Origin of the sequence: Methanoregula sp., from assembly GCF_049510175.1 — an archaeon.
Classification (GTDB): domain Archaea; phylum Halobacteriota; class Methanomicrobia; order Methanomicrobiales; family Methanospirillaceae; genus Methanoregula.
On sequence record NZ_JBEKZF010000005.1, the window covers coordinates 132,012 to 147,580 of the forward strand.

Consider the following 15,569-nt stretch of genomic DNA (forward strand, 5'->3'; position numbering starts at 1 on the left):
TTTTAGGTGGCCGCCTGCGGGAGATTAATCTCTTCCGTTTCAGGGGGTACGGTAAATGCAATTGATTAACCAGCGGTATTTATTATTGAGACTTTTAAATTACGTGAGTACTATGGGTTTCAGTTCAGACATTATGCACGATTTTGTGGCAAAGGAGATCAAAAATATCTACTCCAGTTATGACGGCTGGAAGTGCACGCCGCGGCAGCTTGAGACCGGGTACGACACGCTCGTGGTACTGGAACGGCGCAATAGCGGGCACCGGGACTGTGTGAAAGTCCTTGTCACGTTCGGCAGATCTGTGCCGTCTCCCCTTCCGGAAGAACTCACCCGGGCCGACCGCACAACTGACGGGACCGTGACCCGGTTTGCATATGCGGTCATGGTCCCGGCCAATGCTGACACCTCCACGGTGCCGGCAGGAGTCAGGATCTATACCATGAAATCCTTTGCCTTTGAGGGCAAGGAGCTCACCTGGGTGAAAAAGCCGGTCCGGAAGAGCGAAAGCGCACCGGTTAAAGTGCCGGCATAACCCAGACACTCTTTTTTACAGCATCAGCCCTGCAGCGATTCAGGATAGCTTACCGGGAGAGGGTACTCGGTCAGGATCGCGTCCGTGGAAAGGTACCGGATCATCCCGGTTGTTTCAGTTGTATACCCGCCAATCTTCCTGAGCATCGCATGGTAGGTCGGCGACCTGATCAGAGTGATGAGCATCCTGATCCTGGGATCTGTCAGCAGCTCCCGCCGCACGGCAAGCTCGTAGTCCTCGTATGCAACCGGGACGAACCGCAGCCCATTGGCGCTGGCAATGCTGGAGGTGCAGATACCGGCATCGGCAAACCCGTTCCGGATGGCAGCTGCAACTGCCGGGGAATCATGCACTTCCTGCAGGTAGCCGCTCACCTGGAACGGGTCAATTCCTTCGGAGGCCAGTAGGGTGTCAAGAACGGTCCGGGACGGTGTATCCTTTCGGGTATTGATGAACCGGGCACGTGTGAGGTCCGATACGTTCAGGCCATCGCGGGAAACGATACCGATTTCGATGGTAGCCACATGGATAAATGCCAGTTCGCTGTCATCCGGGATTTTTATATGGGATTTGTATGACGTCAGCGGGGAACGGGCGGGCAGTACCAGAGGGGCCGCGTGGCAGGCATTGCTGCTGAGGGCAAGGAGTCCTGCGATATTTCCAGGATTTGTGGCGTGGATATACAAACCCTCATCATGGGCAAGGCCGGCGAGTTCCTCCAGGGCCGGGTCCAGCGTGCCTGTCAGGATGAGCGTGCGCTCGATGCTCCCGGGATCGGTGGTAAGGAAGACCTCAAGCTCGGTCCCTGCATCATATCCCTCGAGCGGTGCCGGGATATGGGTGTAGCCGTTCGCCTTAACGGTTGCCATCTGGACGGCCGCCCCTTTCCCACGGGGGATCCCGCACAGGGTTGTGCCGATACGGCCTACAAAGAGCGGCACGAACTCGTCAAACCCTGGATCCGATGTGAGGGCCTGGGCCAGCCTGACAGTGACCGGGTACCGTGGCGCAGGGGCAAATCCCCAGGATTCGAGCAGCGGTGCGGCAAACTCCCGGAGTACGGTCTGGGCAGCAAGCGGGTAGCCCGGCAGCCCGAGGACCGGCTTCCCCTCAACTCTGCCCAGCATCACCGGTTTGCCGGGCTTAACTGCCACACCATGGAAGAGCAGCTCCCCCAGCGAACGGATCACATCCTCGGTAAAATCGCGGGTTCCGGCAGATGAACCGGCAGAGATGAGGACAAGGTCATTCCCCTGTACCGCTGACCGCAGGGTCTCGCGGATGAAGTCGGGGTCGTCCTGCACGATCGGAAGGCGGGTGCAGTGAGCTCCCATCTGGGAGAGGAAGACCTGGGCCATGACCGTGTTGCTCTCCACCACCTGTCCCGGCCCTGGGCGGACACCCAGCGGCACGAGCTCGCTGCCGGTGGGGATAATTCCCACGTTGACCGCAAGGACCTCAACGGTTGTTATGCCATAGGTGACGAGCGCCCCGATATCGAAGGGCCGGATTACATGGCCGCGGGGAAGCACGAGCTTGTTCTCCTTGATGTCCTCACCGGCCGGGCGGATATGCTGCCAGGGCACGGCAGCCCGCCGGATCTGGAAGCTGCTTCCTGCTTCCCAGACATCCTCAATCATGACAACTGCATCGAACTCCGGCGGGATGATGTTGCCGGTATTCACCTGGGTAAAGTGTTCAAGGGTTATCGGATTCCGGTCACTGGCACCGAGAGTATCGCGGCTCCTGACCGCGATCCCGTCCATGGCGGAGATATTCACTTCCGGTACGGAGTATTTTGCAAAGATCGGTTCCGCCACAACCCTTCCTGCTGCCTGCATGATGGGAACCTTCTCAGTCCGCCGTGGCGCAGTAAAGGATGTCGTGAGCAGGGTGAGTGCCTCGTCAAGAGAACGAAGCTCGAGGTAACGCTTTACCATGCCGCAATCCCTGTCGCATCATGTTCCGGTATTATGTCCCACACATTCATGGCAGTCTTCCAGTGTAACTATGCATCCTTAACCGAATGCTGGTATTAATGTGAAATAATTTATCCTGCTGTTCCCCAATAAACAATTTGTTTGATACTATGGACTGACATGTCTGAAAAATGAGGGCTTGCCTTTTCAGGCAACCGTGACGCTCTTCTCTACTTTTCCCACTGCAGCCAGGTAGACCGGCCACTGGGTCTCCGGGTCCAGACCTGCGAGTGTAGTTATCAGTTCGTCATGGAACATATCCGTGGGAAAAACCTCATACCCGAGGTTTGCCGCTGCCATGATGAGGTTCTGGCAGGTATGCCCGGCCTCGATAAAAACGCTCCGGTAGCCCCGGTTTCCCAGTGCCCAGGTCGAGCGGTATGGTACAGCAACCCAGAGGAAGGTAACGGCGGCCCGTGTCATGAGCTTGAAGTTTAAGCTTGCCGTGCTCATCTCGAGCGTCAGGTCGGAATCGAGCCGTTCGGCAACGATGCTGTTCGATCGCGGGAGGTACCGGTACAGTCCGGTCTCCAGCCCTTCCACATCGCTTGCCACAAAGTAGGTCTCCAGCGGGTAGCGCGCACCACTTGACGGCACATTGCGGAGCTGGATGCTCTCTGCCACCATCTTCCTGAACCCCTGCGTGCACCAGAGCAGGTACGAGAGTTCCTTAAGATTGATACTGGAGCGGGAGAAGAACCCGACCGGCTCCCAGTTCTCGATGGCTTTCCTGACCGGTACGTCCGGGATCTTGAACCGTTTCGGGCTGGGGAGCTTGATAATTGTCCGGCCTTCCCTGACCGGGAGTTCATGGGGGGGTTCCGGGACACGGAGAAGAAGGTCGACCGTGGAATAATCCGGGTACTGCGTTCCTTTGATGAATTCTTTGCCGATATTTTTCATGACATCATCCTCATTAATAGGGGTATTTTGAAACTGAAGGAAAAAGGGTGCCGGTTGTTCCGGCCTTATGTGTGTGACGGGCAGGCCGGTTCATGCCGCTGCTTTCAGGTACAGGTTCGCATATACGATCTGGCCCTTGCTCTTGGGGTGGCGTTCCCCGAGGTCGCCGATGTAGTGGTCGAGCTTGAGCATGACACCATCGACTTCCTTCTCAACGGTTTCGACTTTCTGGTAACCGGGCATCATGAACTTGATATTCCCGAGCACGTACATGTCGCCCTTGACCATCTGGCCGCCAACACGGCCCTCGACATCCCCCTTGATGATGACGGTGCCGCCCTCTGCGTGGGTGGAGACGTGGATGAAAGCGTCCTTCTCGATGATGATGGTACCGCCGAGCATGAAGGTGCCGATATCGTTACCGGCGCTTCCCTTGATCCGGATCGTGCCGCCCTTCATGCCTCTCCAGTCGCCGCGGTAAGCGCAGCCGACGTGGTTCTTGGCATCGCCGTCAACAAGGATCTCACCGCCCTGCATCTGGATACCGCAGAAGGAGTCAACGTCGCCGGTGACGTGTATCTTTCCGCCCTTCATCCAGCCGCCGACATACATGTCAGCATTGCCGTTGACCGTGACGGTTCCGGCAGTCATCTTGGAGCCGATGTACTTCACGCGGGTGCAGTCTCCGGCAATCACGATATCGGTGTCCGCTGCGGTTGCACCGGGAGCACCGCTGACTGTGAAGAAGTCCCCGATCTTAACATGGATCTTGCCCTCATGGCCGGGAAGTGCTGCAATCTCTGCAGCGGTCTTTCCTGCGAATGCGTCAGGAGTGATGCTGTAGCCCTCAAAGATGAGTTCGGGGACCTTGGTGGGTTTTAACGTAACGGTTGCCATGATCGCACCTCAGGCCTCCACATCGACATCGATCACGAGCGGGTGCGGGGCGAGGTAGTCCCGGACCTGATAGTTGATGAGATCGACTGTATAGTCTTTCGTAAAGCTCTGGGTGATATCGCGCTTGACCTGCAGGTTCTCGGGCATCTTGACATTGACCCAGACCGTCTGCTTGTGGCCATTGCTGACAACTTCGCCGTCCTTAACCACGATCTCGCCGGACTTGATGAAGCAGGCAGCCCGCTGGAATGCCTTCTCGATCTTTTCGGGGTCGGAGGGCATGTTCTTGTAGTTGAGGTCGAAGATGCCGACATCTGCGTTCATGCCGGGTGCGAGGCCTCCATAGATATTGGACATGCCGAGACACTTTGCCGGGCCGGAGCGGGTCATCTGGGCGATCTCGAAGAGAGTGAGTTCGCGGTCGATGGTGTGGAGGTTCGTGGCGTCGATGACCTTGTCCTTGTGCTTGAACGAGTCGAGCACTGCTTCGCGGGCCTTCTTGGACATCAGCCACTTGATGACGCGGGGGTACCGGGTGAATGGTCCGGCATTGGGATGATCCGTGCTGATGAACGTCCGGTTCATGTCCTTTGCAAAGAGCCCGAGCTCGAGGCCGATCGCCCACTGGATGTCGCAGACCTTGATGTTCGGGTCGTAAACATACGGGACAACACCGGCAGCGGTCTCCATCTCGACGTCGACATTTACCCACTTGAGGTGGTTGAGGCTGTGGAGGTGGTGTTCGAAGGGACCGTCTGCGGTCATCGTGGTGGTCTCGTCGAGAGTCACGCAGCCGAGGTCGACCGTGATCGCCTTGTTCTTGTTCACGTAGTCCATGACTTCCTTTGCCTTGGACTCGAAATCGCCCCAGCCGGTTCCGCCATACGAGTGGAACTGGAGGTGGGTGGAGTGCATGACCTGCTCGCGGCCGAACTTGTTCTTCGGCTTGATGCCCTCAGCAAGCTTGAGGGAGTCGATGGTGAGCTTGTAGTTGCCGGGGTTCCCGAGGTCGTTCTGGTGGATGTGCATCGAGTGGGGGAGACCAAGGTACTCGTTTGCTTTCATGCAGCCGATGATAATCTCCCGGGGGGTAATCTCGAAGTATGGGACCGGGTCATCGAGGGTTAAGCAGTTAAGGCCCCAGCCCCAGGCAGCGGTGCCGCCGGGGTTGACGACCTTGACGCCGAAGCCTTTCGTTGTCCTGAGGAGCCAGGCGATATAGGCCGCCGTGTTCTCGATCTCGCCCTTCTTGACGTAGTCCATGACGAACCAGTTGTTCCCGAAGACCGGGAGTGCTGCCTCATCGATGATCGGGGTATCGTGGATCTCCTCGTGGATATGCGGGGAGTAGAGGGGGGGCATCGCGGCTTCCATGACGAACGCGTACCCCATCCGGGCATAGTCGTACCCGGTCTTGAAGGTGCTCGGGATCGAGAACCCGGACTCCATGCGGTAGCCGTTTTTCTGTGCCATCGCGCTCCTGCTGACTCCGGATAAGAGCTTGTCCTCAGGCCGGAACAACCGCCCGACATTGACCTTGGGTCCTGCGACATGGGCGTGGACATCCACAGCACCGGCCATCACGGTCTTGCCCTTTGCATCGATCACCTTTGCAGAGGAGCTGACCTTGTCAACGATCTTCCCGTCCTTGATGGCGACATCTGCGACATCGCCGTCCATCTTCCGGGTCGGGTCGACAACGAATCCACCCTTGATGATAATTTCTCCAGATGCCATCTTCAGCTCACCGCCGGGTTCTGGGGGTATTTCCGGTCTGCCTTTGCTGCGAGCCAGATCGGCTCAGTGTTAGTCAGTTCGCACATCCGCTCGTACACACGGTCGAAGAGTTCCTCATCGCTCGGTACGCCCGGCAGGCCCTTGATGACCGACCGGAACTGGATCGGGACGTTATCCATACGATAAATAACGCCCGGCTCGTCCACACCGGCAATCCTGACCGGGATGTGGAGATCGGCGATCTCGCTTGCCATGCAGAAGTTCGGGTCGATTACGATGAACGGGTGTTTCTTTAAGTGCTGGACAGCCTGGATGGGGAAGTGTGCTCCCGCATCGGCGCCGACATTGACAAAGCAGTCCGTTTCGTCCCGCATTGCAAGGTCGATCGAGCTCGTCTCGCCCGGGTTCATGTGGGCATGGGTGCCCTTGCTGAGGTCGATACAGTACGGGAACCCGAACTGCCAGGACCAGACCTGGCCGGGGCCGGTGATGTTGTAGTGGCCCCGCATTGCCATGATCGAGCACTTGGTGTGGGTGTTAAGGTCGCGGGTCAGGCTGATGGCGGCGTCAATGTTATGGTTGCGGCCGTCCGTGTGGGTACAGCCCATACCGAAGAAGATCATGCAGAACTTGGCCTTCTTCATGATCTCGACGGCCTCCTTGATCTTCTCTCTCGGGATACCTGCAACCTTCTCAGGGATGTCAAAACCCCGGAGCACGGTCCGGAAGGCATCGAAGAGCTCGTAGTCATGGCCCTGGTCGAGCATCAGGTGGTGATCGGCGAGTTTTGCGGTATCGGTCTCGCGCGGGTCGATGGAGAGGATGGTCCGCTGCATCTGGCCCTTCTGGGTAAAGAAGCCGCGGGGGAAGATCGAGTACCGGGAGGTGTGGCGGGGGTGAGCGTGCATCGGGTTGCATCCCCAGAAGACAACGACATCGGCACGGTTCTTGACTTCTCCAAGGGTGCAGCTCGGGTAACCGTTGTCGAACATGGCAAGGAATGAGGGTCCGTGGCAGATGGTTGCGCAGTTGTCAAGGACGGCACCGGCCTTCTCGGCAATCCGGGCGACAGCGCTCTGGCCCTCACAGTTGGTGGAGCCGAAGCCGTAGATAAGGGGTTTCTTGGCCGCGAGCATCGTCTTGGCCATCCAGTCGATCGCCTCATCATAGGTGATCTCCTTCATGGAGCCATCCGGCTGGCGCTGCCGCGGGAGTTTCGGGCGGGTGGGGTCGTTCGCGTGGTGGAAGAGGTTACTTCCGATGATGCAGGAGTTGTGCACTTCAAGGATCTTTGTCTCATCATCCGAGACAAGGACTTCAAGGTCATCGCAGGATGAGCCGCAGTACGGGCATCCGACGCCTTTGATCAGCTTTGGCATGATTAGTTCCCTCCTTTCCAGAGTCCGACAGCGCCTTGTACGAGCTGGAGGGCGGTCTTGAGTTTTTCCTGGGGTGCCGGCTCGATGATCACCGGGAACCCGCTGTATTGCGGGGTACCGGTCGATTGGGTCCGTGGCGGGACTACCTGGTTTGCCCAGACGCCCTGCCGGATGTGGGCAAGGCCGGGCGGACAATACTGGGTCGGCTCTATTGCCTTCACAATCACGCTGCCGCATTCGCTGGTGACCCGGACATTGGTGTTTCTCCAGATACCGAGTTTCTTCATGTCTTCAGGGTTAATCTCGCAGATCGAACAGGCGTCGAAGTAGTTGGGATTGGTTTTTCCCTGCTCCATCGCAGCGCCTTCCTCGATCGAACGCTGGGTAATCATGTTGAACTTGATTTTTGCCATGGTCCAACCTCGTATTATATCAATACCATCGCGCCGGTCTCGCCCCGTCCGGAGAGGGTGATCACTTTGTACGGGCAGGCCCCGACACACACGCCGCACCCTGCGCAGAGTTCCATCTTCACGTCAAGACTGACCGATTTCCCGTCCCTGACTGTGTAAATCTTCTCTTTCGACACAGGGTCGAGCGTGTAGAGCTCGAGGGCATTGACCGGGCAGGCAACCACGCAGTTACCACACCCGGTGCAACGATTTATGTTCACATGTACTGAAAACGCCATGTACATCACACACAATATTGTGTTAACTTTCAATTATTTTTTGAATTGTAAATAAACTTTGTTAAAAGGGATCGATATTAATTATAATACATTAACTTAATTTTTAAAAATTTTGGAGCGGTTAACAAACGACGGCAATAAAGTATCCGGGAAATCCCGGGAAAAATGTACCCGGATCCGATCCTGGTAATCCGTTCTGGTAACCGGTATCTCGGAAGAGTCAGAGAGAGATGTCGAAGAATGCTGGTGAATTCTTCTCCACAACCACTGCCCTGATGGTCAATGCGCAAAGGGAAAAGTATGGTCGATATTGTCAGTTACACCTTGGTCAGCATAACCTGCTTCTGTTTCAGGCTGGTCGTCAGTTTCCAGAGAGCGCATATCCATTACTGCCGCAAGCAGACAACTCTTGTGCGGCGTTCCGTTTCCACAAAGACCACCGCCCCGGTCCTTGCCGAATACGAGGTGCTCAAGTCCCGGAAATAATTTTTTTACCTATGGCCGGGCACACGAACCGCTGGCCTTTTTTCATTCCACTCAAGGATTTTCCACAAAAAATGAACTGGTGTTACCTGGCCCGTGTAAGGAGTCATAGGCTCTAATACGAAGACGGTGAATAATGAGACAATGCGCTGTATTGTGCTTGCCAGCGGGAGCAAGGGGAACTGTACTGTCATCGAAGGATGTTCCGGCACCCTCCTTATTGATGCCGGCCTGAGCGCAAAAGAACTGCTGATTCGCATGTCAGCAGCGGGAGTAAACCCGGAAAATGCCGATGCCGTGCTGGTCACGCACGAGCACGGCGATCATATCCGGGGGCTGGACGTGATCGCCCGGAAGCTCGACATGCCGGTGTACGCAACGGAAGGAACACTCCACGATTTCCTGAACCACCGTCGCACGTCGCAAAAACCACTCCGTCACCACACGTGCCGGTATCACGAACAGTTTTCCCTCGGTGATTTTCTCATCGAACCGTTCGCGACCTCACACGATGCGGCGGAGCCCTGCGGGTATGTCATCAGCGAAGGGGGTCTCCGTATCGGGTACTGCACGGACACCGGCATCATGACCTCTCCCATGCTCGATCACCTCCTCCCGTGCGATGGCATTATTCTCGAGAGCAACCACTGCCCGGAGATGCTCGCAAACGGCCCGTACCCCGAGTCCCTGAAGCGCCGGATCCGTTCGAAGCGGGGGCACCTCTCGAACCACGCCGCCGCCGAGTGCCTGCGGGGGTTTGGCAGGGATGTACCCCGTGTCATCCTCGCTCACTTAAGCGAGATTAACAATACACCGGAAAAGGCGATGGCCACTGCCCGCGAAGGGCTCGGCCTCTTCTTCGAAGAGGAACGGGTCCTTGTCGCCACCCAGTGCGGGACGCGGCCTGCGTGCCCGCAGGAGATCCGGCTCTAGCAGGGGGAACTGCCCGGTGCAACGGGTTTTTTCACTCCCCTGAAATCAAAACGTTAATCCCTGCACCGGAGCAACATCTCACACGAGAAACGCCATGCTCTTTATGGATTTTGCAAAGACCTGCGAGAGACTGGAGGGCACATCCGGCCGGCTCGAGATGATCGATATCATCAGCCGCGTCCTTCCGGATCTGTCTGAAGAAGAGCTGCCGGTCTTTGTCCGGTTCGTCATGGGGAGGATCTTTGCCGACTGGAGTTCGAAAAAACTCGGCATCGGTCCGAACCTCCTCTACGAAGCGGTCGGGTACGTGGCGGGCATAAAAAAAGAGCAGGTGATCGAGAAGATCAACCAGACCGGCGATGTCGGGGGTGCTGTGGAGGAACTCCTCCTGCTCAAATCGCAGACCACCTTTTTCCATGAGGAACTCGACCTTGTCCATGTGTACAATGGACTGATCGCGATCGCCGGTACCGAGGGGAAGAAATCGCAGCGGGAGAAGCTGCTCGCGGTCCGCAGGCTGCTCGCGAACGCTCACCCGCTCGAGGGCAGGTACCTCGCACGGATCATGCTCGAAGAGCTCCGGATCGGTGTCGGTGAGGGCAGCGTCAGGGAGGCGATCGCCAAAGCCTTCAGCGTGGATTCTGCTCTCGCAGAGCACGCGATGCAGGCACTCAACGATCTGGGGGAGGTTGCCCGGCTCGCCAAAACCGGGCCGGATGCCCTTAAGGATGTCCGTATCACCCCCTTCCACCCGCTCCGGATGATGCTCGCACAGCAGGGCACCATCGCGGAGATGATCAAAGAGCATGGGCAGATCGCCGCTGAGTTCAAGTACGACGGCTCCCGCTTCCAGTTCCACAAGAAAGGCAACTGGGCCCGCCTCTATTCCCGTCGGCTTGAGGATGTCACTGCTGCACTGCCGGACGTGATAGAGCAGCTGATGAGCGCAACCACCCATGACGTGATCCTTGACGGCGAGGTCATCGCCATCAAGGACGGGAAGCCCATGCCGTTCCAGTCCGTGCTGCGACGGTTCCGGAGACGTCACGACATCGCGGAGGCGCAGGAAGCGATCGAGATGGTGCCCAATGTCTTCGACATCCTCTACCTTGACGGTGAGACCCTGATCGACCTGCCGTTTGCCAGCCGCCGGAAAAAACTCGAGAGCGTGGTGACGGGGTATATTGCCCCGCAGGTGGTCAGCGATAACGCAGAGGAGATCAGGAAGACCTACGATGCCGCCCTCGCTGCCGGCCACGAGGGGATCATGATCAAGGTTCTCTCCTCACCCTACACTCCGGGCCAGCGGGGGAAGAACTGGATCAAGATCAAACCGGAAGTGGATACGCTCGACCTCGCAGTGATCGGTGCAGAGTGGGGTGAGGGGAAAAGGGCGCACGTCTTCGGCTCGTTCCTCGTCGCCTGCCAGGACCAGGGAAGACTCGTTCCACTCAGCCGGGTCGCCACCGGCTTTTCCGATGACCAACTCACCGAGGTCTACGAGCTGCTTAAAGATGCCGTGATCACAAAATCGGGAAAGGAAGTGCGGTTCGAACCGTCGCTTGTCTTCGAGGTGGGATATGCGGAACTCCAGGTCAGCCCTACCTACGAGGCAGGCTTTGCCCTCCGCTTCCCCCGGTTCATCCGGATCCGGGACGACAAGGATATTTCCGATATCGAGACGATCGAGAGCATCCGGACCCGGTACCAGCGGCAGGCAAACTCTGCCCAGGCATATCAGAACTGAAAAAGCGTCCGCTGGGTCCGCAGCTCGGGGATCAGGGTGCTGTGAGCGACCCAGGCACCCGACCCGATGACAGTAACGGTCCGGGCCACCGCCGTATCCAGCGTGGGGAATGGAAGCGGGGGCTGTGCCATCGCCTTCCGCGTGGCCTCCCGGATCACCCAGGTCCCGAGGGGTGCCCAGTACTCATTCGAGATGCTCCGCACCACGATCACCCGGGCGCAGCGCTGGATGTGTTTCAGGTACTCGCAGACCGCGAGCCGGGCGGAGTAATAGGCACCCGTGATCGGGGAGTATCCCTTTTTGGTCATCCCTTCCCGGTCCTGCACGATCACATCCTCATCCCCACCCCAGAGCGTGTGCTTCCCCCAGATCTCGATCATCTCGTACTTCCAGTCGCCCGGCACAAGGATACAGGCAATCCGGTTGCCGTAGATCTCCCCGGAGAAGAAGAGGATCTCTTCCAGGGAAGGGAACCGGGCGATCTCCCTTTTCAGGTTGACCGAGAGGGTGTCATCGACCGCTGTGATTGCCCAGCGGGTGGGGACGAACTTCCTCCTCCTCCCGAGAAGCCCTGCGGTCATCAGCTTCGAGATCTGGTAGACATCAACTGCCGAATCCTTCAGCGCAACGCAGGCTTCGGTGGCCCCAAGATCGGTGTCGGACGTAATCCGGTCCACCACCCGCTCCACCCGGGCGCTCCCGATCACGTCCATGGTTTTTACTGAACCGGTCATCCCGATCGGCGCAACCGTCCCGTCAAAACTGAGGCTGAACGACACCGGTCTCTCGAACGCCACGTCCACATCGAGCGGAACCGTGGAGAGCGCGATCTCCTGCAGACCCTCTGCAACGGCCGAAAGGGACGCGCTGCCGCGGAGTGTGCGGGCCCGTATGCCCACGATATCCTCCATGCCGAGGTTCTGGCGGATCCAGTCCGGCGGGTTGTCGGAATCGTTGATCAGGAGCGGCCCGCCCCGGACATCGGGATACCCGAAACTGCCGATGAAGACCGAGGGGGAACTGCCCTGGTAGCTGGTGGAGGGCGTTGCCATCGATGCGGCCTGGGCATGAAACCGGCTGACGATCGGGCAGCGGGGGAGCCCGCACAGACCTTTTCCCTTGCACTCAGCGCACCGCATCATCCCGGGATCACCAGTACCTGCCGGGGTTCACTCCCGCATCTCCCCGGGACACCGGGAAACGGGGAGCCGGCCATGCACAGGACAACCGGATCATGGGTCGTGGAGCACCGCGGCCTTCACAACTCTGTTCTCCGGTTCCGGGAACGTGACACGCCAGCCCACATCATAGCGGGCCCCGCATTCCGGGCAGATGAGGATCACCCGGTAGACTTCGCGGGTGGACTTGACCGGGTTATCCTTCTCCGCATTCACGCTGATAAATGACATGTGGAACCCCAGCTCGTACCCGCAGGAAGGGCAGATGCGGAACTCCCTGCCCGCCTTGATCGTGGTGATCTCCCCCGGTACCGTCATACGAATTCCTGATGATGCATTGAACTCACAATATTAACATTTCCTGCGTCCCGCAACCGCGAGGATGATATCGCTTGCGTTCTTCCTGCCGTTGATCGCCGCATGGGCCGCCCGGAAGGGCCGCGGGACGAGCGCCATGGTCTCGGCAATTTTCTTCTCCAGCTTTTCGGGAGTGACATGCCTCCCGTCAATGCATGTCCCCGCCCCCATATCGACAATCTTCTTTGCATTGTTCTGCTGCTCGGGATGGGCCGGGTCCATGACGATCAGGACCGGTTTCTCGAACAGCAGGGCCTCGTGCAGCGTGGTAAGCCCCCCGTGGACGATCGCGATCTTTGAGAGGGCCAGGTGCTCGTACAGGTTTGAGACATAGCCGTGAGAAATGAAGTTATCCGACGATTCCGGCAGCACCGTCCCGGTATAAAAGACATCGAAGAGCAGATCCTTCCGCTTATCAGCGATCGACCTGAGCATGAGATACATCGGGAGCTTGTACGGTTCCCCGCCAAAACTGGTGAAGATGGTCTTATCGCCATACGTGTACCGTTCCGGGTCGAACTGGTAGAACGGGCCGGTGAAGCGGTACCGGGCTTTTTCATGCGGGTGGATCCGGATATTGTATTCGCTCACGGTATCTGGTTTTGGATAATCGGGAATGATGACGCGGGTCGCCAAGTGGAGGTAGCACCCGATGAGGAGGTTGAGGGTCTTCCAGATGGGATTTGTCGTGCCGTTGGGCCCGTTGAAATGGTTCTGGTTGGTGATGAAGACTACCGGAACATTATGGAGCCGGGCATCCAGAACCCCGCTGTACATCGTGTCGCAGACCACGCAGTCATAGCCGTATTTGCGGATGAGCCTGCCGACGCCCAGGGCCGACCGGACCAGGTTGAAGGGAAGGAATTTGGAGTACCAGAGGGTCTTTTTGAGGCTGAAGAACCCGTTCTCCCCCTCGAGCCAGACCTCGCGGGAGATGCGGTGCAGGCTCGTGCACCCGTGCTGGTTCATGAAATCATAGGACTTGCCATAGCCGGCAAAATGAACCATGTGCCCCTGCTGCTGCATATAATGCCCGAGATGGAGACAGCGGGAGGCGTGCCCGAGTCCCTCGCCGCAGACAACAAAGAGGATCTTCATTTCGTCCTGCCTGAGGGATATGTCCTGATGAATGATGAATTATGAGGTCTGGCCACCGGGTTCTCCGGGGGGTACAGACGTTTCATGGACAGTCATTGGGGTTTTAAAGGAATTAAACCCGGACCCTGCCGATCATTGTGCCGAAAGGCAGAGGATTATAGGTCCGAAACGCCAAGGGATAGTGGGAGAACCGCCATGACCGGCACGGAGAATGTACCAAAACTCGCGACATTCGGCGCTGGTTGTTTCTGGGGCGTTGAGGAGGCATTCCGCAGCGTGGACGGGGTACTTGGTACTGCCGTGGGTTACATGGGCGGAACCCTGAAGAACCCGGGCTACGAGCAGGTCTGCACCGGTGAGACCGGCCATGCGGAAGTGGTGCAGGTCACATACGATCCCGCGAAGATCAGCTACCAGCAGCTGCTCGATATCTTCTGGTCCAGCCATGACCCCACGCAGCTCAACCGGCAGGGACCGGACTTCGGGCCGAATTACCGGTCGGTTATTTTTTACCATGACCCGGAACAGGGTAAGATCGCACGGAAGTCGAAGATTGACGTTGAAACCTCAGGAAGGTTCGGGTTTGGGAAGATCGTCACCCTCATCCAGCCGGCCGGGGAATTCTACCGGGCTGAAGAATATCATCAGCGGTATTTCGAGAAACACGGTGGCGGAAGCTGCCATATCTGATCCCCGATGCTTTTTTACCGGACCGTAATGCGCATTGTTTATCAGCCGGGCCGGGATAACTTCGTAGCATGGACGTTTCCGGGACTATCCAGCTCATCGCAACCCTGATCGAAGCAGGGATTGCACTCGTCGCATTCCTGATCGCGTGGAAGAAGAAGAAACCCTATGGCTGGTTCATCGCCGTCACGTTCGGCCTCTTCGTGGTCTTTGACCTTGCCCGCATCTTTGCACTGGTGGTCTCTCCCGACAGGTACGCACTGGTGCTCCTCATCGCGTGTCTCTCAATGCTCTATGCGGTGTGGCTGCTGTGGAAAGAGCCGTAATACTTTTTTTTAAACGGTACTTTAAAAGTGCTTGAGAAAAACAAAAACAGAGTAATGGGCCCGCTGAGATTCGAACTCAGGACCTCCGCCATGTCAAGGCGACGTCATAGCCAACTAGACCACGAGCCCGCTTAATGTCTGATGCTCTATAACATCTGTCCTTGTATTATTAAAAATTAGTGCACTTGAACGGACCCGGGAGCCTGCCCGTGGGAAAGTGATTCCGGGTACTTTATGTTCCGTACGTTCCAAATTCTGGTCTGGTATTACTATGACCGATGGAACACCTACGCAGCAGCAGCTCTTCGTGTACGAGCATGACGCAGGCCGCCTTGAACTGCTCATCCGTATCGTGTACTGGATCCTGATCGCCATCGTCCTATGGGTCTATGGGATCATCGCCTGCATCTGCCTCTTCATCCAGTGGTTCCACATCCTGATCCTCGGGCGCAGGAACGAGAGCCTCTCGAATTTTGCCAAGGGGTACCTGGAATACACGGTGCACGTCCTCCCCTACACCTACTTCATGACCGATAAGCGGCCGGATATTATGCCGGTGACCGTGAAAATACTCGAAGAACACTGATGCGTTCTTCTCCTCCTCCAGGTCTTTTGACCTGTCGGAATTCGAAGAATCGTAGG

The 15,569-nt window shown here is 57.5% G+C and carries 17 protein-coding genes and 1 tRNA gene; 7 read left to right on the forward strand and 11 right to left on the reverse strand.

The features are described from left to right. Window positions 1-112 precede the first annotated feature (112 nt). Window positions 113-532, forward strand: a complete 420-nt coding sequence (locus tag ABSG49_RS08580) for a hypothetical protein (RefSeq protein ID WP_424025712.1) — start codon at window positions 113-115, stop codon at window positions 530-532. 23 nt (window positions 533-555) lie between these two features. On the opposite strand, the gene ABSG49_RS08585 is transcribed toward ABSG49_RS08580, so the two are convergent. The 7 genes from ABSG49_RS08585 to ABSG49_RS08615 form a co-directional block, all read right to left on the reverse strand. Continuing rightward, window positions 556-2,472, reverse strand: a complete 1,917-nt coding sequence (locus tag ABSG49_RS08585) for a molybdopterin biosynthesis protein (RefSeq protein WP_424025713.1) — start codon at window positions 2,470-2,472, stop codon at window positions 556-558. Between the two features lie 186 nt (window positions 2,473-2,658). Beyond that, the gene (locus ABSG49_RS08590) at window positions 2,659-3,414 is read right to left on the reverse strand and encodes a SagB/ThcOx family dehydrogenase (protein WP_424025714.1); all 756 of its coding nucleotides are present in this window, start codon (window positions 3,412-3,414) and stop codon (window positions 2,659-2,661) included. Window positions 3,415-3,504: 90 nt separating this feature from the next. Further along, window positions 3,505-4,311, reverse strand: a complete 807-nt coding sequence (locus ABSG49_RS08595; RefSeq protein WP_424025715.1) for a formylmethanofuran dehydrogenase subunit C — start codon at window positions 4,309-4,311, stop codon at window positions 3,505-3,507. Window positions 4,312-4,320: 9 nt separating this feature from the next. Beyond that, window positions 4,321-6,048 (reverse strand): formylmethanofuran dehydrogenase subunit A, encoded by a 1,728-nt coding sequence (locus ABSG49_RS08600; RefSeq protein WP_424025716.1) that lies wholly within the window; start codon window positions 6,046-6,048, stop codon window positions 4,321-4,323. A gap of 2 nt (window positions 6,049-6,050) precedes the next feature. Further along, window positions 6,051-7,427, reverse strand: coding sequence for a formylmethanofuran dehydrogenase subunit B (locus ABSG49_RS08605; protein ID WP_424025717.1), 1,377 nt, complete (start codon window positions 7,425-7,427; stop codon window positions 6,051-6,053). A gap of 2 nt (window positions 7,428-7,429) precedes the next feature. After that, the gene (locus tag ABSG49_RS08610) at window positions 7,430-7,840 is read right to left on the reverse strand and encodes a molybdopterin dinucleotide binding domain-containing protein (protein ID WP_424025718.1); all 411 of its coding nucleotides are present in this window, start codon (window positions 7,838-7,840) and stop codon (window positions 7,430-7,432) included. A 14-nt stretch (window positions 7,841-7,854) separates the two neighbouring features. Further along, window positions 7,855-8,118 (reverse strand): 4Fe-4S binding protein, encoded by a 264-nt coding sequence (locus ABSG49_RS08615; RefSeq protein WP_424025719.1) that lies wholly within the window; start codon window positions 8,116-8,118, stop codon window positions 7,855-7,857. Window positions 8,119-8,418: 300 nt separating this feature from the next. On the opposite strand from ABSG49_RS08615, the gene ABSG49_RS08620 reads away from it, so the two are divergent. The 3 genes from ABSG49_RS08620 (at window position 8,419) to ABSG49_RS08630 (ending at window position 11,281) form a co-directional block, all read left to right on the forward strand. After that, a complete protein-coding gene (locus tag ABSG49_RS08620; protein ID WP_424025720.1) occupies window positions 8,419-8,604 on the forward strand; it encodes a hypothetical protein in 186 nt (61 codons plus the stop codon). Between the two features lie 141 nt (window positions 8,605-8,745). Then, complete coding sequence (locus ABSG49_RS08625) at window positions 8,746-9,534, forward strand: MBL fold metallo-hydrolase (RefSeq protein ID WP_424025721.1); 789 nt, start codon at window positions 8,746-8,748, stop codon at window positions 9,532-9,534. A gap of 94 nt (window positions 9,535-9,628) precedes the next feature. Further along, window positions 9,629-11,281 carry an ATP-dependent DNA ligase gene (locus tag ABSG49_RS08630; RefSeq protein WP_424025722.1) on the forward strand — a complete coding sequence of 551 codons (1,653 nt, stop codon included), beginning with the start codon at window positions 9,629-9,631 and terminating at the stop codon, window positions 11,279-11,281. Here the strand turns inward: ABSG49_RS08630 and ABSG49_RS08635 are convergent. The 3 genes from ABSG49_RS08635 to ABSG49_RS08645 all read right to left on the reverse strand — a co-directional run bounded on the left by ABSG49_RS08635 (window position 11,272) and on the right by ABSG49_RS08645 (window position 13,914). Then, the gene (locus tag ABSG49_RS08635) at window positions 11,272-12,423 is read right to left on the reverse strand and encodes a hypothetical protein (protein WP_424025723.1); all 1,152 of its coding nucleotides are present in this window, start codon (window positions 12,421-12,423) and stop codon (window positions 11,272-11,274) included. The two genes, ABSG49_RS08630 and ABSG49_RS08635, sit on opposite strands and share 10 nt — an antisense overlap. Window positions 12,424-12,513: 90 nt before the next feature. Continuing rightward, a complete protein-coding gene (locus tag ABSG49_RS08640; RefSeq protein WP_424025724.1) occupies window positions 12,514-12,777 on the reverse strand; it encodes a polysaccharide deacetylase family protein in 264 nt (87 codons plus the stop codon). A gap of 33 nt (window positions 12,778-12,810) precedes the next feature. Next, window positions 12,811-13,914, reverse strand: a complete 1,104-nt coding sequence (locus ABSG49_RS08645) for a glycosyltransferase (protein ID WP_424025725.1) — start codon at window positions 13,912-13,914, stop codon at window positions 12,811-12,813. A gap of 195 nt (window positions 13,915-14,109) precedes the next feature. Between ABSG49_RS08645 and msrA the strand changes: the two genes are divergently transcribed. Together msrA and ABSG49_RS08655 are read left to right on the forward strand one after the other, a co-directional pair. Continuing rightward, window positions 14,110-14,604: a peptide-methionine (S)-S-oxide reductase MsrA gene (gene msrA, locus ABSG49_RS08650; RefSeq protein WP_424025726.1), complete on the forward strand. Its 495-nt coding sequence runs from the start codon at window positions 14,110-14,112 to the stop codon at window positions 14,602-14,604. Window positions 14,605-14,672: 68 nt separating this feature from the next. Further along, window positions 14,673-14,927, forward strand: a complete 255-nt coding sequence (locus tag ABSG49_RS08655; protein ID WP_424025727.1) for a hypothetical protein — start codon at window positions 14,673-14,675, stop codon at window positions 14,925-14,927. 55 nt (window positions 14,928-14,982) lie between these two features. Here ABSG49_RS08655 and ABSG49_RS08660 read toward each other — a convergent pair. Next, a tRNA-Val gene (locus ABSG49_RS08660) sits at window positions 14,983-15,056 on the reverse strand. A gap of 142 nt (window positions 15,057-15,198) precedes the next feature. Here ABSG49_RS08660 and ABSG49_RS08665 point away from each other — a divergent pair. Further along, complete coding sequence (locus ABSG49_RS08665) at window positions 15,199-15,513, forward strand: DUF4389 domain-containing protein (RefSeq protein ID WP_424025728.1); 315 nt, start codon at window positions 15,199-15,201, stop codon at window positions 15,511-15,513. The last annotated feature ends 56 nt before the right edge of the window (window positions 15,514-15,569 follow it).

Coding starts and splice junctions, on each gene's coding strand:
- ABSG49_RS08640 (WP_424025724.1), bottom strand. CDS start 12,777: ATGACGGTACCGGGGGAGATCACCACGATCAAGGCGGGCAGGGAGTTC.
- ABSG49_RS08605 (WP_424025717.1), bottom strand. CDS start 7,427: ATGCCAAAGCTGATCAAAGGCGTCGGATGCCCGTACTGCGGCTCATCC.
- ABSG49_RS08630 (WP_424025722.1), top strand. CDS start 9,629: ATGCTCTTTATGGATTTTGCAAAGACCTGCGAGAGACTGGAGGGCACA.
- ABSG49_RS08590 (WP_424025714.1), bottom strand. CDS start 3,414: ATGAAAAATATCGGCAAAGAATTCATCAAAGGAACGCAGTACCCGGAT.
- ABSG49_RS08580 (WP_424025712.1), top strand. CDS start 113: ATGGGTTTCAGTTCAGACATTATGCACGATTTTGTGGCAAAGGAGATC.
- ABSG49_RS08645 (WP_424025725.1), bottom strand. CDS start 13,914: ATGAAGATCCTCTTTGTTGTCTGCGGCGAGGGACTCGGGCACGCCTCC.
- ABSG49_RS08625 (WP_424025721.1), top strand. CDS start 8,746: ATGCGCTGTATTGTGCTTGCCAGCGGGAGCAAGGGGAACTGTACTGTC.
- ABSG49_RS08665 (WP_424025728.1), top strand. CDS start 15,199: ATGACCGATGGAACACCTACGCAGCAGCAGCTCTTCGTGTACGAGCAT.
- ABSG49_RS08655 (WP_424025727.1), top strand. CDS start 14,673: ATGGACGTTTCCGGGACTATCCAGCTCATCGCAACCCTGATCGAAGCA.
- ABSG49_RS08595 (WP_424025715.1), bottom strand. CDS start 4,311: ATGGCAACCGTTACGTTAAAACCCACCAAGGTCCCCGAACTCATCTTT.
- ABSG49_RS08610 (WP_424025718.1), bottom strand. CDS start 7,840: ATGGCAAAAATCAAGTTCAACATGATTACCCAGCGTTCGATCGAGGAA.
- ABSG49_RS08635 (WP_424025723.1), bottom strand. CDS start 12,423: ATGATGCGGTGCGCTGAGTGCAAGGGAAAAGGTCTGTGCGGGCTCCCC.
- msrA (WP_424025726.1), top strand. CDS start 14,110: ATGACCGGCACGGAGAATGTACCAAAACTCGCGACATTCGGCGCTGGT.
- ABSG49_RS08585 (WP_424025713.1), bottom strand. CDS start 2,472: ATGGTAAAGCGTTACCTCGAGCTTCGTTCTCTTGACGAGGCACTCACC.
- ABSG49_RS08620 (WP_424025720.1), top strand. CDS start 8,419: ATGGTCGATATTGTCAGTTACACCTTGGTCAGCATAACCTGCTTCTGT.
- ABSG49_RS08615 (WP_424025719.1), bottom strand. CDS start 8,118: ATGGCGTTTTCAGTACATGTGAACATAAATCGTTGCACCGGGTGTGGT.
- ABSG49_RS08600 (WP_424025716.1), bottom strand. CDS start 6,048: ATGGCATCTGGAGAAATTATCATCAAGGGTGGATTCGTTGTCGACCCG.